Source organism: Bacillus sp. FJAT-27001 (assembly GCF_019039175.1).
In the GTDB taxonomy this organism is placed as follows: Bacteria; Bacillota; Bacilli; order Bacillales; family Bacillaceae; genus Bacillus; species Bacillus velezensis.
The window spans coordinates 122,708-142,412 of sequence record NZ_JAHOAA010000002.1; the positions used below are offsets into that span (position 1 = coordinate 122,708).

At 47.5% G+C, this 19,705-nt stretch carries 20 protein-coding genes; 19 read left to right on the plus strand and 1 reads right to left on the minus strand.

Annotated elements, in window-relative coordinates:
• The first annotated feature begins 125 nt into the window (after positions 1–125).
• The 5 genes from BGM27_RS05330 (at position 126) to BGM27_RS05350 (ending at position 6,136) form a co-directional block, all read left to right on the plus strand.
• Positions 126–1,271, plus strand: coding sequence for a cysteine desulfurase family protein (locus BGM27_RS05330; RefSeq protein WP_007408041.1), 1,146 nt, complete (start codon positions 126–128; stop codon positions 1,269–1,271).
• A 3-nt stretch (positions 1,272–1,274) separates the two neighbouring features.
• The gene (gene thiI, locus BGM27_RS05335; protein WP_007408042.1) at positions 1,275–2,480 is read left to right on the plus strand and encodes a tRNA uracil 4-sulfurtransferase ThiI; all 1,206 of its coding nucleotides are present in this window, start codon (positions 1,275–1,277) and stop codon (positions 2,478–2,480) included.
• Between the two features lie 80 nt (positions 2,481–2,560).
• A complete protein-coding gene (locus BGM27_RS05340) occupies positions 2,561–2,782 on the plus strand; it encodes an alpha/beta-type small acid-soluble spore protein (protein WP_007408043.1) in 222 nt (73 codons plus the stop codon).
• Between the two features lie 148 nt (positions 2,783–2,930).
• Complete coding sequence (mbcS, locus tag BGM27_RS05345; RefSeq protein ID WP_007408044.1) at positions 2,931–4,517, plus strand: acyl-CoA synthetase MbcS; 1,587 nt, start codon at positions 2,931–2,933, stop codon at positions 4,515–4,517.
• 23 nt (positions 4,518–4,540) lie between these two features.
• Entirely contained in the window at positions 4,541–6,136 is a 1,596-nt protein-coding gene (locus BGM27_RS05350) for an amidohydrolase (protein ID WP_007408045.1), read from the plus strand.
• A gap of 16 nt (positions 6,137–6,152) precedes the next feature.
• Here the strand turns inward: BGM27_RS05350 and BGM27_RS05355 are convergent, their stop codons facing one another.
• Entirely contained in the window at positions 6,153–6,959 is an 807-nt protein-coding gene (locus BGM27_RS05355; RefSeq protein ID WP_007408046.1) for an NAD kinase, read from the minus strand.
• 181 nt (positions 6,960–7,140) lie between these two features.
• Between BGM27_RS05355 and sppA the strand changes: the two genes are divergently transcribed.
• The 14 genes from sppA (at position 7,141) to BGM27_RS05420 (ending at position 19,698) form a co-directional block, all read left to right on the plus strand.
• Positions 7,141–8,148 carry a signal peptide peptidase SppA gene (gene sppA, locus BGM27_RS05360; protein ID WP_020954268.1) on the plus strand — a complete coding sequence of 336 codons (1,008 nt, stop codon included), beginning with the start codon at positions 7,141–7,143 and terminating at the stop codon, positions 8,146–8,148.
• A 13-nt stretch (positions 8,149–8,161) separates the two neighbouring features.
• Positions 8,162–8,653: an RDD family protein gene (locus tag BGM27_RS05365; RefSeq protein ID WP_007408048.1), complete on the plus strand. Its 492-nt coding sequence runs from the start codon at positions 8,162–8,164 to the stop codon at positions 8,651–8,653.
• Between the two features lie 77 nt (positions 8,654–8,730).
• The gene (locus BGM27_RS05370) at positions 8,731–9,420 is read left to right on the plus strand and encodes a DUF2953 domain-containing protein (RefSeq protein ID WP_007408049.1); all 690 of its coding nucleotides are present in this window, start codon (positions 8,731–8,733) and stop codon (positions 9,418–9,420) included.
• A gap of 12 nt (positions 9,421–9,432) precedes the next feature.
• Positions 9,433–9,873, plus strand: coding sequence for a GerW family sporulation protein (gene ytfJ / locus BGM27_RS05375; protein WP_003152423.1), 441 nt, complete (start codon positions 9,433–9,435; stop codon positions 9,871–9,873).
• A 115-nt stretch (positions 9,874–9,988) separates the two neighbouring features.
• Positions 9,989–10,492: a thiol peroxidase gene (gene tpx / locus BGM27_RS05380; RefSeq protein ID WP_007408050.1), complete on the plus strand. Its 504-nt coding sequence runs from the start codon at positions 9,989–9,991 to the stop codon at positions 10,490–10,492.
• Positions 10,493–10,553: 61 nt separating this feature from the next.
• The gene (locus tag BGM27_RS05385) at positions 10,554–11,540 is read left to right on the plus strand and encodes a class I SAM-dependent methyltransferase (protein WP_007408051.1); all 987 of its coding nucleotides are present in this window, start codon (positions 10,554–10,556) and stop codon (positions 11,538–11,540) included.
• Positions 11,541–11,850: 310 nt separating this feature from the next.
• Positions 11,851–13,038 (plus strand): acetate kinase, encoded by a 1,188-nt coding sequence (locus BGM27_RS05390; protein WP_007408053.1) that lies wholly within the window; start codon positions 11,851–11,853, stop codon positions 13,036–13,038.
• 100 nt (positions 13,039–13,138) lie between these two features.
• Positions 13,139–13,651 (plus strand): MogA/MoaB family molybdenum cofactor biosynthesis protein, encoded by a 513-nt coding sequence (locus tag BGM27_RS05395; RefSeq protein WP_007408054.1) that lies wholly within the window; start codon positions 13,139–13,141, stop codon positions 13,649–13,651.
• Positions 13,652–13,803: 152 nt separating this feature from the next.
• The gene (locus tag BGM27_RS05400; RefSeq protein ID WP_003152428.1) at positions 13,804–15,015 is read left to right on the plus strand and encodes an argininosuccinate synthase; all 1,212 of its coding nucleotides are present in this window, start codon (positions 13,804–13,806) and stop codon (positions 15,013–15,015) included.
• Positions 15,012–16,388, plus strand: coding sequence for an argininosuccinate lyase (gene argH, locus BGM27_RS05405; RefSeq protein WP_007408055.1), 1,377 nt, complete (start codon positions 15,012–15,014; stop codon positions 16,386–16,388). The genes BGM27_RS05400 and argH overlap by 4 nt, the downstream gene beginning before the upstream one ends.
• A 73-nt stretch (positions 16,389–16,461) precedes the next feature.
• Positions 16,462–16,590, plus strand: coding sequence for a hypothetical protein (locus tag BGM27_RS20725; RefSeq protein ID WP_007408056.1), 129 nt, complete (start codon positions 16,462–16,464; stop codon positions 16,588–16,590).
• A 138-nt stretch (positions 16,591–16,728) separates the two neighbouring features.
• Positions 16,729–17,496 carry an SDR family oxidoreductase gene (locus BGM27_RS05410; RefSeq protein ID WP_003152431.1) on the plus strand — a complete coding sequence of 256 codons (768 nt, stop codon included), beginning with the start codon at positions 16,729–16,731 and terminating at the stop codon, positions 17,494–17,496.
• Positions 17,497–17,556: 60 nt separating this feature from the next.
• Positions 17,557–18,243, plus strand: coding sequence for a metal-dependent hydrolase (locus BGM27_RS05415; RefSeq protein ID WP_007408057.1), 687 nt, complete (start codon positions 17,557–17,559; stop codon positions 18,241–18,243).
• 138 nt (positions 18,244–18,381) lie between these two features.
• Positions 18,382–19,698, plus strand: a complete 1,317-nt coding sequence (locus BGM27_RS05420) for a CBS domain-containing protein (RefSeq protein WP_007408058.1) — start codon at positions 18,382–18,384, stop codon at positions 19,696–19,698.
• The last annotated feature ends 7 nt before the right edge of the window (positions 19,699–19,705 follow it).

Sequence of the window (19,705 nt, forward strand, 5' to 3'; positions counted from 1 at the left end):
CATTACTTATTATATGGCAATGTACAGAGAAGTCAATACTCGATTTATTGCGAATTTATATTTACTTTTGTTATGGTAGCATAAATATCATACGATGTACCGTTTTCATTAAAGGAGTAAAAAAAATGATATATTTAGACAACAGCTCAACGACCGAGCCGTATGAAGAGGTATTGGATGTGTACAAACAGACGAGCAGCCGTTATTTCGGCAATCCTTCGTCTCTGCACCGGTTAGGAACTGAGACGGAACAGCTCCTTGAAGCGGCCGCTCAGCAAATAAAAAAAACCTTGCGTTTAAAAAATTATGATATTGTATTTACATCAGGCGCGACTGAAGCGAATAACGCTGCGTTAAAGGGAGCAGCCTGGGCAAACATGAGTAAAGGAAGACATATCATTGCTTCGGCGATTGAGCATCCTTCTGTGACGGAGACGCTTGATCAGCTGACAGAGCTGTTCGGCTTTGAAGTCACATATCTTCCGGCCGATCAAAACGGCTTCGTTTCTTTGAAAGACGTCAAATCGGCTATCAGGCCGGATACGATAATCGTCAGCGTCATGCATGTCAATAACGAAGTCGGCTCCATTCAGCCCGTAAAGGAAATCGGCGGGTTTTTAAAGCAGCACCGGAATATTCTGTTTCATGTTGATCATGTGCAGGGCATTCATAAAGTTCCCCTGTCTATAGAAGAAGCGGGCATTGACCTTTGCACCGTTTCAGGGCATAAGTTTCACGGCTTAAAAGGGACCGGAGCGCTTATCGTCAAAAAAGGAACGCGGCTCATTCCGCTTATAACAGGCGGCTCGCAGCAAAAAGGCGTCCGCGCCGGAACGGAACACACGGCAGGCGCCGTTTCCCTTGCGAAAGCGATCAATCTTTCCGCGCGTGACATGAACGAGCAGCTTTCTTCCGTGGAGGCTGCCAAGAATGCGCTCATGGAAAGGCTGAGCGGGACGGACGGGGTCGTCATCAACACCCCCGCTGAAAGCAGCGCGCCGCATATCATTAATTTTTCCGTTCCGGGCGTGAAGGCGGAAGTGCTGCTGCACATGCTTGAGGAAAAAGGAATATATGTCTCCACAACCGCGGCATGTTCGGCAAGAGAGCACAAACCGAGCCGTGTTCTTCTGCAAATGAATAAAGGCGAACAGATTGCATCAAGCAGCATAAGAGTCAGCCTGAACTTCAGCCATACGGCTGACATCACGGAGCCGTTTATGGCCGCGCTGGTGCCGGCTGTTCAAAAACTAAAAAAAATGATGAGGTAGCATATGAATTACGATCATATTTTAATCCGTTTTGGTGAAATATCCACAAAAGGAAAAAACAGACGCAGTTTTATTGAAAGATTAAAACAGAATATCCGCCTGGTATTAAAGGATTATAAAAAAGTAAAATACTTTTCAAACCGGGACCGGATGTCAATTACACTTAATGGAGAAAACCCGGAGGAAATTTGTTCCTTATTAAAGAATATATTCGGCATTCAAAGCTTTAGTCTCGCAATTAAATGCGAAAGCAAGCTGGAAGACATTAAAAAAACGGCTTTAGCCGCGATAGAAGGCGAATATAAACCGGGGAATACGTTTAAGGTCGAGACCAAACGGGCTTACAAACAGTTTGAATTAGATACGAATGCGATGAACGCTGAAATCGGCGGCCATATTTTGAAAAACACGGATGGATTAACCGTCGATGTGAAACATCCCGATATTCCGCTTCGGATTGAAATCAGGGAGGAAGCGACATTCCTGACGATTCGCAACGAAAAAGGCGCCGGAGGCCTTCCTGTCGGTTCCGCGGGTAAAGCGATGCTGATGCTTTCCGGCGGTTTTGACAGTCCGGTCGCCGGTTTTTACGCGATGAAACGGGGATTATCAGTTGAAGCCGTACATTTCTTCAGTCCGCCGTATACGAGTGAACGGGCAAAGCAGAAAGTCATGGATCTCGCGGGATGCCTCGCGAAGTTCGGCGGCAGTATGACACTTCATATCGTGCCGTTTACAAAGACGCAGGAACTCATCCAAAAACAAATCCCGGAGAACTATACGATGACGGCGACGCGGCGTCTTATGCTGCAAATCGCGGACAGAATCAGAGAAGAACGGAAAGCGCTCGCGATCATTACGGGAGAAAGCCTCGGGCAGGTAGCGAGCCAGACGCTTGAAAGCATGTATGCGATCAATGCGGTGACGGCAACGCCGATTTTGCGCCCTTTAATCGGAATGGACAAAACAGAAATCATCGAGAAATCAAAAGAAATCGGCACTTATGAAACAAGCATTCAGCCGTTTGAGGACTGCTGCACCATCTTTACGCCGCCAAGTCCGAAAACACGCCCGAAAAAAGAAAAAATCGAGCACTTCGAAAGCTTCGTTGATTTTGAACCGCTGATTGCAGAGGCGGCCGCCGGCATCGAAACCATCACTGTTTACTCAGAGCAGGAAGCTCACGATAAGTTTGCCGGCCTGTTTTAAAACTGTATACAATTACCAAAGTTTTTTTGAATGAAGACATGTGTTTTATCACATTCTATACTCACAAGGAGGTGATACACATGTCACAACAATCAAACAGCGGAAACAGCAACCAGCTTTTAGTGCCAGGCGCTGCTCAAGCTATCGACCAAATGAAGTATGAAATCGCTTCTGAATTCGGTGTAAACCTTGGACCGGAAACAACTTCTCGCGCCAACGGTTCTGTCGGTGGAGAAATCACAAAACGTCTTGTCTCTTTTGCTCAGCAAAGCATGGGCGGAAGCAGCCAGCAGCAGTTTTAATCACAACTTCACATAATGGCTAAGAGAGCGGGGAATTCCCCGCTCTTTTTTCATGAGTATAGATAGAAGGCGGGAAGCAATTTATGCATATTTTTATTGTAATGGCCTATGTTTATGTATAATGGGGAAAGAAAGTGAGGAGTTGTTCGTGTTAAAACGAGAAGATTTAATCGCCCCAAAGAACTATAACCTTGTAAATGAAATCGAAAAGTTCAGCCGTTCCAAAGAGAAGAACGCGCTTATTTGGGAAGATCAAACAGGCGGCAAGAAAGTCTGGACGTATGAAAAATTGATGGAAGAAACGAATAAAATCGGAGCCCGCCTGAAAGGTCTCGGATTTGAAAAAGGCGATAAGCTGATTGTCATGGTTCCGAGAGTGCTTGAAGCGTATGCCGTTTATTTAGCGATCTTAAAAGCGGGGATGGTCGTCATTCCTTGCTCGGAAATGCTGCGCGCCAAAGACCTTGAATACCGGATCAAACACGCCGAAGTGAAAGGCGCTATCGTTTATCCTTCATTTATAAACGCGTTTGACGAGGTGAATACCGAACAGCTGGTGACATTGTCAATCGGTGAAAATGATGCCGGCTGGAAAAACCTCCTAACGATTGAAGCGGATGGAGACAGTTTTCAAACAGCTGATACAACAAGAGAAGACATGGCGTTTTTGTCCTATACTTCAGGCACGACCGGCCAGCCTAAAGGCGTTGTACATACACACGGCTGGGCCTTTGCCCATTTAAAAACATCAGCCGGTGCATGGCTGGATATTTCTGAAGACGATACAGTGTGGGCCACCGCGGCGCCCGGCTGGCAGAAATGGGTGTGGAGCCCGCTGCTCGCAATTCTGGGAAGCGGCGCGACAGGAGTCATTTATCACGGCAGATTCAGCGCCAAGACGTATTTAGAGCTGCTGGAGCGCCATCAAGTAAATGTCTTCTGCTGTACCCCGACGGAATACCGCCTGATGGCAAAAGTGGAGGAGTTGGACAAATATGATCTTTCTGCCCTTCACAGCGCAGTTTCTGCGGGTGAGCCATTAAACCGGGAAGTCATTGACGTATTCCGGAAGCATTTCGGCATTAAAGTGAGAGACGGATACGGCCAAACGGAGAGCACCCTGTTAGTCGGCGTCCTGAAGGATATGGATATTAAGCCGGGAAGCATGGGCAAACCGACCCCTGGAAATCAAGTGGAGATTATAAACGATAAAGGCGAAATATGCGAAACAGGCGAAACGGGCGATATCGCCGTGCATCTGAGCACACCGGCCTTATTCAAGGAATATTATAAAGATCCCGAAAGAACGAAAAAGCAGATTCGCGGAGATTACTTTCTTACAGGAGACCGCGCGAAAAAAGACGAGGACGGCTACTTTTGGTTTGAGAGCCGCAATGATGACATCATCGTCAGCTCCGGATATACAATCGGGCCTTTTGAAGTAGAGGACGCGCTCGTGAAGCATCCGGAAGTGAAAGAATGTGCCGTCGTGGCGAGCCCGGATGAAATCAGAGGTTCAATCGTAAAAGCCTATGTCGTTTTACAAGACGATGAAAAGCGCAGTGATGAACTTGTCAAAGAACTGCAAAACCACGTAAAAACGATTACGGCGCCTTACAAATATCCGAGAGAAATTGAGTTTGTCGAAAGCCTGCCGAAAACGGCGTCCGCAAAAATCAGACGTGTGGAGCTGAGACAGCGTGAAGAACGGCTGAAGGCTGATAAAAAAGCATAATACAGGATAAAGGGTGAGCGGGGATGAAAGCGATTTGGCACGGCGGCACCATCTATACAATGCTGGACAAGAATCATGTCACTGAAGCCATTTATACCGAAGAAGGCGTCGTCAGGCAGACGGGCAGCTTCCGGGAGCTCCAAGGAACATACGGTTCGCCTGATACGGAGGAAATCGATTTACATGGGGCTGTCATGTTCCCGGGGTTTACGGACAGTCATATGCATTTAATCGGACACGGGGAAAAACAGCTTCGCCTCGATTTGTCGCAGCTGACGTCAAAAGAAGCGATACTGCGGGCCGCAAAAGAAGCAGAGCGTGAATTGGAAGATGGCGAATGGCTGATCGGCGAAGGCTGGGATGAAAATCTGTTTGAACAGCCGGATTACGTCACGAAGCATGACCTTGACCCGCTCTTTCCCGACCGCCCCGTCCTGCTGAAGCGGGTATGCCGGCACGCCGCGGCGGTTAATTCGGCCGCATTGCGCGCGGCGGGAATTACAAACGAAACACCTGATCCAAACGGCGGGATTATCGTCCGGGACGGCACCGGTCCGACAGGCCTCCTGCTGGATAAAGCCCAAGAGCTTGTGACACAGGCCCTGCCGCCCGTCTCACTTCACTATGTCAAACGCGCGCTTCAAACGGCGATTACGGACTGCTGGTCAAAAGGCCTGACCGGCGGGCATTCAGAAGATCTGGCATACTACGGAGACGCGTCCGTTCCCGTTGCCGCGTACGAGTCATTAACCGGCAGCGGCCTTTATCCTTTTCGCGCCCATCTGCTCGTACATCACGAAGCCGTCGACAGCTGGAGCGCTCTGGATAAATCGACCGGACCTTATTTGGAATACGGAGCGATGAAAATTTTTGCTGACGGTGCGCTCGGAGGCAGAACCGCTCTATTGAAAAAGCCTTACCATGATGATCCGTCTGTTTCCGGCGTTCAGGTGCATGATGACGAAACACTTGCCGCTCTTGTTTATAAAGCGAGAGAGAAAGGGATGGAGATCGCCGTGCACGCGATTGGCGACCTTGCATTTGAAAAGGTGCTGGATGTTATCGAAAGATACCCGGCAAAGCCCGGACAGCTAGACAGGCTCATTCATGCGCAAGTATTAGATGACGGATTGATTGAAAGAGCCGCCCGGCTGCCGATCGGACTTGATCTTCAGCCGCATTTTGTGGCCAGTGATTTTCCGTGGGTGATTGACAGGCTCGGAGAAGAGCGGATGAAAACGGCTTTCGCCTGGAAAACACTGCTGTCAAAAGGGCTGCTGTGCGCCGGAGGTTCAGATGCCCCGATTGAGCCGGCCGATCCGCTTCTGGGCATTCAATCGGCTGTGCTCCGTACAAGCAAACAGCACCCGGAAGGTCCGGCCTATTATGAAAAAGAGTGTCTGACCGTGTGCGAAGCCATTCAGCTTTACACGGAGGGAAGCGCGGCCATCATCCATAAAGAACATAGCCGCGGACGGATCGCCCCCGGCTATGATGCCGACTTTACCGTACTCAGCGGTGATCCGTTCAGGACGGACCCGAAAAAGCTTCATGAATTGGAAGCTGTCAAAACCGTCGTCGGCGGCCGTATCGTATATGAAAAAGAGGACAGGCAGTGATGCCCGTCCTCTTTTTTTATGATAAAAATGATCGCTTTACTTTTTCCCAGAAAGAATTGTCTTTCAGTTTCACCGTTTTGATTTTTTTATCGGATAGTCTAATCTCAACCTTTTTGACATTCCGCGTGCTGAGCGCTTCATTATCAAGCCCGATAATCGGATGCTCATTGCCGCCTTGCACCACCTGCAGTGTCAGCTTCCGGTCTGAGCTTAAAATAAACGGAGATCCGAGTGTACGGTATGTGTTGTTGTTCAACGACGCCAGTTCGGATACCTGCATGCAGGAAATCAAAGGATCAACAACGGCGCCTGAAACAGATTTATTGTAGGCAGTGCTGCCCGTCGGGGTGGAAATGATCATCCCGTCTCCTCTGAACGTCTCAAAATGAAGATCATCAATTAACACATCCATCACAAACGTTTTAATAATGCTTGAACGGATGGAAACCTCGTTTAAACAGTGAAAATGATTGCTGCCGTCCACCGTTACGTGAATGAGCGGGTATTTTCTGACCTCAAGCTGTTCCGCGGTCATGCTGGCCGCCATTTTTTCAGGATCATCGCTGTGAAAATCACAGTACAAATGGGCTTTCCCTTTTTTAGCGATGCCGACATACAGGCAGTCATCACGGAATCCGGTTTTTCTGACGGCTTGCAGAAATGAGCCGTCGCTGCCGATGCTGGCGATAATTCCGGCATCCTCCGGTTGAGCCGCAACTGTAAAACCGTGCGATTCAGCAAGCTGCTTCAAAGAGCTGACTTGTTCTTTTGTTTCGTTGTTTTGTTTGTGAAAAAAATAAACATTGCGGCGAAGATCGGTCATATCCCCATTCCCCTTTGCTGTCATATTTACGTTTTTCTCCCAGCAGGTATTGTGTTAAAATACCTGTGGCAATAGTGTAACATGTTTCCTGTTTATCCGTTAAGGGAAAGCGCTTCATGAAAAAAATGAATCTTTTTTTACGGGGGAACGTACGAATATTGACAGAAAAGGAGGAGAACAAATGAATGCAAAAAGATGGATTGCGCTCGTCATCGCGCTCGGCATTTTCGGCGTATCAGTCATTGCAAGTGTGACCGTCGGGGTGCTGAAGAATATCGGAGATACAGGGTCTGACTTTGCATCACTGACAGATGACACAGAGGAAGTGACGCTGGATAAGGGCAGCCCCGGCAGTAAAATCGCCGTGCTTGAAGTGGACGGCACGATTGAGGATAACGGCGGGTCCGCTGGCCTGCTCAGCTCAGGCGGGTATGATCACAGATTATTTTTAAAACAGGTTGAGCGTGCGAAAGAAGACAAAAGCGTCAAAGGAATTGTGCTGAAAATCAATTCCCCTGGCGGAGGCGTGTACGAAAGCGCGGAAATACATAAAAAACTGGAAGAACTAAAGAAAGAAACCAAGAAACCGATTTATGTATCCATGGGCTCCATGGCGGCATCGGGAGGCTACTATATTTCAACGGCCGCCGATAAAATCTATGCTTCACCGGAAACGCTCACGGGTTCACTGGGCGTCATCATGGAAAGCGTCAATTATTCCAAGCTCGCCGATGAACTCGGCATCAAGTTTGAAACCATTAAAAGCGGCGCGCATAAAGACATCATGTCCCCGACCCGCGACATGACGAAGGAAGAAAGAAAGATCATGCAGACAATGGTCAACGATTCTTATGAAGGATTTGTCAATGTCATTTCAAACGGCCGGCACATGTCAAAAGCGGATGTGAAAAAAATTGCCGACGGCCGTGTTTACGACGGCAGACAAGCGAAAAAAATCGGCCTCGTTGATGAGCTCGGTTTTTACGATGATACGATCAGCGCGATGAAAAAGGACCATAAAAATATGAAAAACGCTTCAGTCATCACATACGAGGAAGGATTCGGATTAGGCTCGCTCTTTTCCATGAGCGCAGCGAAAATGTTTAAAAGCGAAATTGATTTTCTGAATATGAAAGAACTCATTTCGCAATCCGGTTCGCCGCGGATGATGTATCTCTATGCAAAGTAGGGGGGAAGAAAGAATGGACGCGACTTACGAAGGCTTTCACGGCAAAGAAGAGGAAGCCGAACAACAGAGGGCGCCCGAGCAGGCATATGCGGGCTTTTGGATCAGGTTTTGGGCGTTTCTTCTTGATTGGCTGGTGGTCTGGGGACTTAACCATCTCATCGTTTCACCGATTTTCACGCTGATGAAGCTCCCGGCAACAAGCGGAATGTTTACAATCTCAGCTTATTCCGTCACAACCCTGATCGTCTACCTCGCCTATTTTGTGTTCATGACGAAATGGTTTCATCAGACACTCGGCAAGATGGTCTTCGGGTTAAAGGTCACTTCTTTGACGCCCGGAAAGCCGCTGACTTGGAGCACCGTCATTTTCAGAGAAGCGGTGGGGCGTTATATCGATAAAATCTGGATTCTCTATATCGTCATTGCGTTTACGCCCAAAAAGCAGGGCATTCATGATCTGATCGCCGACACAACGGTGATTCACGAAGCGCTGTACCGCAAATAAAAGCAGTAAACCCGGAATAAACGTCCGGGTTTATTTTTTTTGGTTTTGGCGATAATGCTGCTAAGGAAGTGAAGCTTATGGGATATGCCGCAGCAGCTGTTATTCTCATTCTCATTTTGGCCTGGCTGCTCATGAGGATGAAAATCCACCTGACTTTCGAATATCTTCACGATAAAGATAACGACAAACTGACGTTTAAAATCTCGGCCTTATACGGGCTGATCCGTATTAAAAAAACGCTGCCCGTCATTAAAGTAAACAGCGAAGACGCGTCAATTGATGTCAAACAGGACACAAAATCAGAAATGAAAGGTCAGAAAAAAGAGAAGAAAAAAATCACATATGAAGATGTCAAACAGAGCATTCACAGAATAGAAATGATTCTGCACCAAGTCTTTCAGATGCGCCAAATCGCCGCTTCATTTCTTGCGGGAGTCCGTGTTACGAAGTTCGAATGGGTGACGGTTATCGGAATAAAGGACGCCGCCGTTACTGGAATCGCCGCCGGCGGATTGTGGGCCGTAAAGGGAGGACTTACGGCGATGCTGTATGATCATCTGCGTTTCATACATAAACCGGTGTGCGAAGTCATTCCGTCTTTTCAAGTGCCTGCATCCAAGACGCATTTGCAGTGTATATTCTTTTTTCGTTTTGGACATCTTATAGGTGCAGCTTTCAAATTGCTCAAATACGGGCGGAACGGACTTTCTATCATACGAAAGAAACAGCCGGTTCCGGTTGCTTCAAAGAATGATTCATCAGTTTAAGGAGGAGCGCATATGGCAGACCATCCCATTCAAGGTTTAATGAAAACCGCTATGGAAAATTTAAAAGAAATGATTGACGTGAATACAATCATCGGCGATCCTGTTGAAACGCCTGACGGCAGCGTAATCTTAACGGTTTCAAAGGTCGGCTTCGGATTTGCGGCGGGCGGAAGCGAGTTTGGAGGAAAGCCGGCTGAAAAAAGAACCGATGATGATGAAAGAAAAGAGCAGAAGCTCCCGTTCGGCGGCGGAAGCGGCGGCGGAGTATCCATTACGCCGATTGCGTTTCTGATTGTCGGAACAAACGGCGTGCGCATGCTTCATTTAGACGAAAACACCCATCTGATTGATAAACTGTTAGACTCCGCGCCTCAAACGATTGAACGCATCCAGCATATGTTTAAAAAGAATGAAAAAGGCCGGAACCAAAAAAGAACGGATATCGATTTATAACAGAAAAGTTAACTGCCGCCCGCAGTTAGCTTTTTTTACGATGCGGCATAACCTTTGCAGTTTGCATAAAACTCGACTATGATAGAGCTATACATAGATAAAGGGAGGAATCAGAATGGCTGAAATTACATTTAAAGGCGGAGCCGTGACGCTGATCGGACAAGAAGTGAAACCGGGGGACCAAGCTCCTGACTTCACGGTTCTGACAAACGGATTAGAAGAGAAGACATTAGCAGATATGAAAGGGAAAGTAACGATCATATCCGTTATTCCTTCCATTGACACAGGCGTATGTGACGCGCAGACACGCCGCTTCAACGAAGAAGCCGCAAAACTCGGTGATGTGAACGTTTATACAATCAGCGCCGACCTTCCGTTTGCACAAGCGCGCTGGTGCGGAGCGAACGGAATTGATAAAGTTGAAACATTATCGGATCATAAAGAGATGTCATTTGGTGAAGCATTCGGTGTTTATATCAAAGAACTTCGTCTTTTGGCACGTTCCGTATTCGTCCTTGATCAGGACGGAAAAGTCGTTTACGCGGAATACGTAAGTGAAGCGACAAACCACCCGAATTATGAAAAGCCTATCGAAGCTGCAAAAGCGTTAATCAAGTAAAGAGAGAAAAAGAGCTCCGGGTGCTGCCGCGGAGCTCTTTTCATGGCAAGGAGGAAACAGCATGCAACACGACCATGTCGGTCAGATTTATGAACTTTTAGATGAAGCCGCCCAAGTGATAGCAGAAGGCCTTCAGATTTCTTATATTGAGGGGCTTGCGGAAGCGGGAGAAATGTATTTTCTTGAAAAGGCCGACCAGCTTCCGCTTCAGGAAAAGCAAACCGGCGAGCTTAACAGCCTGCTTGCGAAAGCAGACTTCAGAAAATGGGAGCATGAATGGATCCGCAAGGCGTTCCAGCTCGCCATTTTAAAAGGGCTGAAAGATAAGTCCCATCCGAACAGACAGATGACGCCTGATACGATCGGCATTTTCATCAGTTACCTCGTGAATAAATTTACGGGCGGCCGAAAAGGCCTGACATTGCTGGATCCCGCCTGCGGCACCGGAAATCTTCTGCTGACCGCGGCAAACCAGCTTTCGGACAAAGCGGCAAAAAGCTTCGGCATTGAAATCGACGATGTCCTTCTGAAGATCGCTTATGCTCAGGCGAATCTGCAGGAAAAAGAAATGGAGCTGTTCTGCCAGGACAGTCTTCAGCCGTTATTTATCGAACCGGCCGATGCGGTCATCTGCGATTTGCCGGTCGGCTACTATCCGAATGACGAAGGCGCTGAAGCGTTTGAGCTGAAAGCGGATGAAGGCCACTCTTTTGCTCACCACTTATTTATTGAGCAGAGCGTCAAACATACAAAACCGGGCGGATACTTATTTTTTATGATTCCGAACCATCTGTTTGACAGCGCGCAAAGCGATAAACTGAAGCGGTTTTTTGCGGAAAAAGTGTATATCAACGCCCTTCTTCAGCTGCCGGCTACTATGTTTAAAGACGAAGCGCAGGCAAAGAGCATTTTAATCTTGCAGAAAAAAGGCGAAGACGCAAAGCCGCCGAAACAAGCGCTTTTGGCGAATCTTCCTTCTTTTGCGAACCAGCAGGCGATGCGGGAGATGACGGCAAAATTGGATCAATGGATTCAAAAAGAAAAATAATGGCGAAAAAGCAGTGTGAGATGCAAAATCCCGCGCTGCTTTTGCTTTTTAAAATGAATGGAAATCAGGAAGATAACACAAATTAAGGAAAGAAAATAACATTCCGTAAGGCCGTGCCGTCCATTTGGCACAAATGAAATTTATCAGAAAATATCGACTTCATATTGTAAACGGTACCAATGTGGATGTTGACTTGAAATGCTGAGTTGACAATGTTTAAATGGAAAAGTCAGATATTTTTTGGACTGCAGTTATGGTCTGGGAAAAAAGAACGAACAAACGAAGAAGAATTTTGATAGGAGCGTCATTTATGTCTAAAATTATTGCAATTAACGCAGGAAGCTCATCTTTAAAATTTCAGTTATTCGAAATGCCTTCAGAAAAGGTGCTAACAAAAGGTTTAGTAGAACGGATCGGTATCGCCGACAGCGTTTTCACAATCTCTGTTAACGGCGAAAAAAATACAGAAGTGACAGATATTCCGGATCATGCGGTTGCGGTGAAGATGCTGCTTCACAAGCTGACTGAATTCGGTATTATAAAGGATTTAAATGAAATTGACGGAATCGGCCACCGTGTGGTTCACGGCGGAGAAAAATTCAGCGATTCTGTTTTGCTTACGGATGAAACAATCCGTGAGATTGAAGAGATTTCAGAACTAGCGCCGCTTCACAACCCGGCTAACATCGTCGGCATTAAAGCCTTTAAAGAAGTGCTTCCGAATGTGCCTGCGGTTGCAGTGTTTGATACGGCGTTCCACCAAACGATGCCTGAACAATCTTACCTGTACAGCCTACCGTACGAATACTACGAGAAATACGGCATTCGCAAATACGGTTTCCACGGCACATCTCATAAATACGTGACACAGCGCGCAGCTGAGCTTCTCGGCCGCCCGCTTGAAGATTTGCGTCTGATTTCCTGCCACCTCGGTAACGGCGCAAGTATCGCGGCGGTAGAAGGCGGAAAATCCATTGATACGTCAATGGGCTTCACACCGCTTGCGGGTGTTGCGATGGGAACACGTTCAGGAAACATCGACCCTGCATTGATTCCGTACATTATGGAAAAAACGGATCAGACGGCAGATGAAGTATTAAATACGTTAAATAAAAAGAGCGGACTGCTTGGCGTATCCGGTTTCTCCAGCGACCTTCGCGATATCGTGGAAGCTTCAAAAGAAGGAAACGAAAGAGCGGAAACGGCTCTTGAAGTGTTTGCAAGCAGAATCCATAAATACATCGGTTCTTACGCTGCGAGAATGAGCGGCGTTGACGCGATTATTTTCACTGCGGGTATCGGTGAAAACAGCGTTGAAGTCAGAGAACGCGTGCTTCGCGGCTTAGAATTCATGGGTGTATATTGGGATCCTGCGCTGAACAACGTGCGCGGCGAGGAAGCGTTTATCAGCTACCCTCACTCTCCTGTCAAAGTCATGATCATTCCGACTGACGAAGAGGTCATGATCGCACGCGACGTTGTCCGCCTTGCACAGTAATGATCAAAAAAAGCACATCCTTTTAGGGTGTGCTTTTTTATTGAATGCCCCAGGATCAAACGTTACGATATGTTTAATACATAAACGATGAGGTGAAGCAATGAGTGTGCATGAACATAAACAAGAAGCCCCGTCAGCCGTGCGCTGCAAGGTGATCACAGTCAGCGACACGAGAACGAAAGAAACCGACAAAAGCGGGCGCGTCATGATGGACTTCCTCAGGGAAGCGGGATTTGAAACGGTCGCTTATGACATTGTTAAAGATGAAAAAGATGAATTGCAGAAAGCCGTTTTATCCGGCTGTATGGATGAATATACAGATGCGGTGCTGTTAAACGGAGGGACGGGCATTGCCGAAAGGGATGTCACAATTGAAGCGGTCACGCCGCTGTTTTCAAAAGAACTTCCGGGATTCGGCGAGCTGTTCCGCATGCTGAGCTATACGGAGGACATCGGTTCCGCCGCCATTTTGTCCAGAGCGGCAGCGGGTGTGATCCAAAATACCGCAGTCTTCTGCACGCCCGGCTCCTCAGGCGCCGTAAAGCTTGCAATGAGTAAACTGATTATTCCTGAACTGCCCCATGTGCTCCGGGAAATCCGAAAAGATTTATAAATGTATAAAAAGGCTCTGCTCCGCTCAAAAAATTGGGTGGGGTTTTTTTTATAAAAGGCTTGAAAAAACAGAATTTACTTGTTACAGTGTATACATACAAAATGCATTTTTATTAATTAAAACTAATTTTTATACAAAAGGGAGCTTTTAACATGGCAGAACAAAAAAAGGTTGTATTGGCATACTCAGGAGGTCTTGATACTTCTGTAGCGATAAAATGGCTGCAAGAACAGGGATACGATGTTGTTGCCTGCTGCTTAGACGTAGGGGAAGGAAAGGATTTGGCATTCGTTCAGCAAAAAGCGCTGGAAGTAGGCGCCGTAAATTCCTATGTGATTGATGCGAAAGAAGAATTCGCCCGGGAGTACGCGCTCATTTCTATGCAGGCCCATACAATGTATGAAGGCAAGTATCCGCTCGTATCTGCACTATCCCGTCCGTTAATCGCGAAAAAACTCGTTGAAGTCGCGGAAAAGGAAAACGCGGTGGCCGTAGCGCACGGCTGCACGGGAAAAGGCAACGATCAGGTGCGTTTCGAAGTATCCATTAAATCATTAAATCCTGATCTGGAGGTCATTGCTCCGGTCCGTGAGTGGCAATGGTCGCGTGAAGAAGAAATTGAATATGCTGCAAGCCGCGGCATACCGATTCCGATCAATCTTGACAGCCCGTATTCCATCGACCAGAACCTATGGGGACGCGCCAATGAATGCGGTATATTAGAAGATCCGTGGGCGGCGCCGCCTGAAGGGGCATATGACCTGACAGCATCTCTTGAAAACACGCCGGACGTTCCGGAAATCATCGAAATCGCATTTGAAGCCGGTGTTCCGGTTTCAATCGACGGCGTAACCTATCCGCTCGCTGATTTAATTCTCAAGCTGAACGAGACTGCCGGAAAACACGGCATCGGCCGGATTGACCATGTGGAAAACCGCCTGGTCGGCATTAAGTCCCGTGAAGTTTATGAGTGCCCGGGCGCCATGACTTTGATTACGGCTCACAAAGAGCTTGAGGATCTGACTTTAGTGAAAGAAGTGGCCCATTTCAAACCGGCAATTGAACAAAAACTGTCTGAAATCATCTATAACGGTTTATGGTTCTCGCCGTTAAAAGACGCGCTGCTTGCATTCCTGAAAGAAACTCAAAAACACGTCACCGGCGTCGTACGCGTCAAGCTGTTTAAAGGCCATGCCATTGTAGAAGGACGTAAGTCGGAATATTCACTCTATGATGAAAAACTTGCGACATATACAAAAGACGATGCTTTTGACCATCACGCGGCAATCGGTTTCATTGAGCTTTGGGGGCTGCCGACAAAAGTAAACAGCATTGTGAAAAAGAAGGAGCAGATTGAAGCATGAAGAAGCTTTGGGGAGGCCGTTTTCAAAAAACACCGGAAAAGTGGGTCGATGAGTTCGGCGCATCCATCACGTTCGACCAAAACTTAGTCAAAGAGGATATTACAGGGTCTCTCGCTCATGCGGCAATGCTGAAAAAATGCGGCATTCTGACGGAAGAAGAAGAAGGCGCCATCCGACAGGGGCTGCAGACCCTCCTGCAAAAAGCAGAGGAAGGAACGCTTGAATTCTCTGTTGATTATGAAGATATCCATTTGAATATTGAAAAAATGCTGATCGAAGAAATCGGACCGCTAGGCGGCAAGCTCCATACCGGCAGAAGCCGGAATGACCAGGTGGCGACCGACATGCATTTGTATTTGAAAGATCATGTCTCACATATCATCGTGCTGATTGAACAGTTCCAAAAAGCGCTGATCGAAAAAGCGGAGGCCAATGTCGAGACCATTCTGCCGGGGTACACCCATTTGCAGCGGGCTCAGCCGATTTCTTTCGCCCACCATCTGCTTGCTTATTTTTGGATGCTTGAACGGGATAAAGAGCGTTTTCGCGATGCTATGAAGCGGATTAACATATCGCCGCTCGGATGCGGGGCGCTTGCCGGAACCACGTTTCCGATAGACCGTAACTATTCGGCGGAGCTGCTCGGTTTTGACTCCATTTATGAGAACAGTCTTGACGGAGTCAGTGACAGAGATTTTATTCTCGAGTTTTTAAGCGGCAGCAGCATGCTGATGATGCACCTTTCGCGTTTATCAGAAGAAATCATTCTATGGTGCTCGCAGGAATTCAGATTCATTGAACTGGATGATACGTATGCGACGGGAAGCAGCATGATGCCGCAGAAGAAAAACCCCGACATGGCGGAGCTGATCCGCGGTAAAACCGGACGCGTATACGGTGATATGATGGGGCTTTTCACGATTATGAAAGGGCTCCCGCTCGCTTACAACAAAGACCTGCAGGAAGATAAAGAAGGCATGTTTGACACGGTGAAAACCGTTGAAGGCAGCCTTCAGATTTTCACGGGCATGATTGAAACGATGAAAGTAAACAAAGACATCATGAAACAAGCGACAAAACAAGATTTTTCAAACGCGACGGAACTTGCCGATTATTTAGCTAAAAAAGGCATGCCGTTCAGAGAAGCGCATGAAGTGGTCGGCAAGCTTGTGTACAGATGCATTGAAAAAGGAATCTATTTAAGTGATATGGCATTTGAAGAATTCCTTCAAGCCAGCAGTCTCTTTGAAGAAGATATCTATACCGTGCTCGATCCGCATCATGCAGTTGAAAAAAGAATGAGCGCCGGCGGAACGGGTTTTCAGCAGGTAGAACAGGCGCTCGTAAAAGCAAAAGCCTGCGCCGGCATTTAATTTGCTGAAATTTCCTTCATATTTTCCCGGCATATCAGACACCCTACATCTATAAAGATGGGAGGTAGAAGGAATGCGCAAAGAACAAGACCGTTACATCTATGATGAAAAAGAAAGTGAAGAAACGGCCAGGCTCATCTCAGAGGCATACGAAAGCGGTTATGTCGGCATGGAGGAAGCCTCTGCTCCTTCAGAAAATTAAGCTGTCTGTAAAGACGGCTTTTTTTTTCGTGCGGACGAAGTGCAAAAAAGTGATATTGCCGTTTGTTTATAGTAAAGTAGAGGGAGAAACGTCTTGATTTTATTGAAGCGGCAACGTTGCCTGGGGAGGGTATTCAATGTGCGACATGCTCTAATCACTGCCGGTACAAAGGGATTGGGCCGAAAAGTGACTGAAATGCTTCTGGAAAAAGGCTTTTCTGTCACAGTGAATTACAGACAAGACGAAGAAGCGGTCGCCTGTCTGAAGGCGGATTATCCCGGGTGCCATGACAGATTGCAATTCGTTAAGGGCGATGTAACCCGGAAAGAAGATCTCATGCGGATCGCCGATGCAGCCCTTCAGCGGTTTGGAAGGATTGACATACTGATTAACAATGCCGGACCGTACATATTTGAGCGCAAAAAGCTTGCCGATTACTCCGATGACGAATGGTATGGCATGCTTGAAGGGAATTTAAGCGCCGTTTTCCATCTGTTTAAAGCGGTTATCCCGGTCATGAGACAGCAGCGGTTCGGCCGGATTATTACATACGGTTTTCAAGGAGCGGACCATGCCCCCGGCTGGCTTCACCGTTCCGCTTTCGGAGCGGCTAAAGTCGGATTGGCTTCGTTAACGAAAACCATTGCGATTGAAGAAGCTGAATCAGGCATTACGGCCAATATGGTCTGCCCGGGTGATATTGTAGGAGATATGAAAGAAGCGTCTATAGAGGAAGCAAGACGGAAAATCGGCAAAGAAAAGACGCCGATCGGCAGGTCCGGAACCGGAGAGGACATTGCGAGAATCATCGCCTTTTTATGTGAAGAAGATTCCGATCTTGTAACCGGAACGGTCATTGAAGCAACAGGCGGGCTGAATGTGATTAACAGGCATCAATCCCTGTAAGTTTTTTCGTTTGTCAAAAAGGGAACTTAATAAATATTAATTTTTTATGAGGTGAAAACGATGAAAGTGACTTATCACGGACATTCTGTCATTCAAGTGGAAACGAAAACCCATAACATTATTTTTGATCCGTTTCTGACCGGAAACAGTCTGACAAATTTGAAACCGGAAGAAGTGAAAGCTGATGTCATCCTGCTTACTCACGGACACAATGACCATGTCGGAGATACAGAGCAGATCGCTAAACAAAACGATGCGCTCGTCATTGCGCCGAATGAGCTGGCTGTTTATCTCGGCTTTAAAGGTTTAAAGGTCCACCCGATGCATATCGGCGGGGCGCGCCAATTTGATTTCGGTAAAGTGAAACTGACACAGGCATTCCACGGATCGGCGGTCACTGATGAAGAAAACAAAACCATTACGTACACGGGGATGCCGGCCGGGATTTTATTGACGATTGACGGCAAAACGATTTTCCACGCCGGGGACACGGCGCTGTTCTCTGATATGAAACTGATCGGGGAACTGAATCACATTGACTTGGCGTTTCTGCCGATCGGCGATAACTTTACCATGGGCCCTGAAGACGCGAAACTCGCGGCTGAATGGCTGAGAGCGAAACAGGTCGTTCCCGTTCATTACAATACATTTCCTGTCATTGAACAGGACCCTGACGCTTTCGCCGAAAGTCTGCCCGGAGGCGTCGGCAAAGTCATGGCGGTCGGCGAGACCATTGAGCTTGCCTGACATATGTGTCAAAGACCTTCTGAATCAAGCATTCAGAAGGTCTTTTTGTGATGCCGCCTTTTTTCGGGCGTCTCATTGCGAATGAATCCCCCGTACCCTTATAATAAAAGCAGAAGACTGTCCTTAGAGGTGAAACGCTTGGCAACAAAGCATGAACAAATCCTATCATACATAGATTCGCTTCCTGTCGGTGAAAAAATTTCGGTCAGAAGAATTGCGAAAGAAATGAAAGTCAGTGAAGGAACGGCTTACAGAGCCATTAAGGAAGCCGAGAACAAAGGATTCGTTTCCACTATTGAACGTGTGGGGACCATCCGGATTGAACAGAAGAAAAAAGAAAATATTGAAAAGCTGACATACGCCGAGGTCGTCAATGTGATAGACGGCCAGGTGCTCGGCGGAAAAGCCGGTCTGCATAAAACGTTGAATAAGTTTGTGATCGGCGCGATGGAGCTTGACGCGATGATGCGTTATACGGCGGCGGGGAACCTGTTAATCGTCGGGAACCGAATCAACGCCCACCGCCAGGCGCTTGAAGCGGGCGCGGCTGTTTTGGTAACGGGAGGGTTTAATACCGACGACAGCATTATCGAGCTGGCCGATATGCTTGAGCTTCCGATTCTCTCCACGAGTTACGATACCTTTACGGTAGCCGCGATGATCAACCGGGCGATCTATGATCAGCTCATAAAAAAAGAGATTGTGCTCGTGGAAGACATTTTGACGCCCGCAGATCGGACAGTGACGCTGTCCCCTAAGGATAAGCTGGAGAAATGGTACGAAAAAAACTATGAAACCGGACACGGCCGCTTCCCGGTGATCGATCAGCAGATGAAAATCCACGGAATCCTCACATCGAAAGATATCGCGGGGCATGACCGGTCAGTTCCTATTGAAAAAGTAATGACCAAAAACCCTGTCACGGTGATCGGGAAAACATCTGTCGCCTCAGCGGCTCAAATGATGGTTTGGGAAGGAATTGAAGTGCTTCCGGTGACAGACGGGCATCACAAACTGATCGGAATGATCAGCCGCCAGGATGTCTTAAAAGCGCTTCAAATGGTTCAAAAGCAGCCTCAGGTCGGGGAAAAGCTGGATGATATTGTTTCAAGGGGATTTAAAGAAGAGGAAGATGACAAAACGCCGGCCGTTTATCAATATGAAGTCACGCCGCAAATGACCAATCAGCTCGGCACGATTTCTTACGGGGTGTTTACGACGATTTTAACCCAGGCCGCCAGCCGATTTTTACGCTCCCGCAAACGCGGCGAGCTGGTCATTGAAAGCATTACAATTTTCTTCCTGAAGCCCGTACAGATGGAGTCGGTCATTGAAGTGAAACCGCGCATTTTAGAGGCGGGCCGGAAATTCGGGAAAATGGAAGTGGAAGTGTCAAGCCAAAGCGGCATCGTTTCAAAAGCGATGCTCATGGTGCAGCTGATGGAGAGAAGTTAAGGGACGC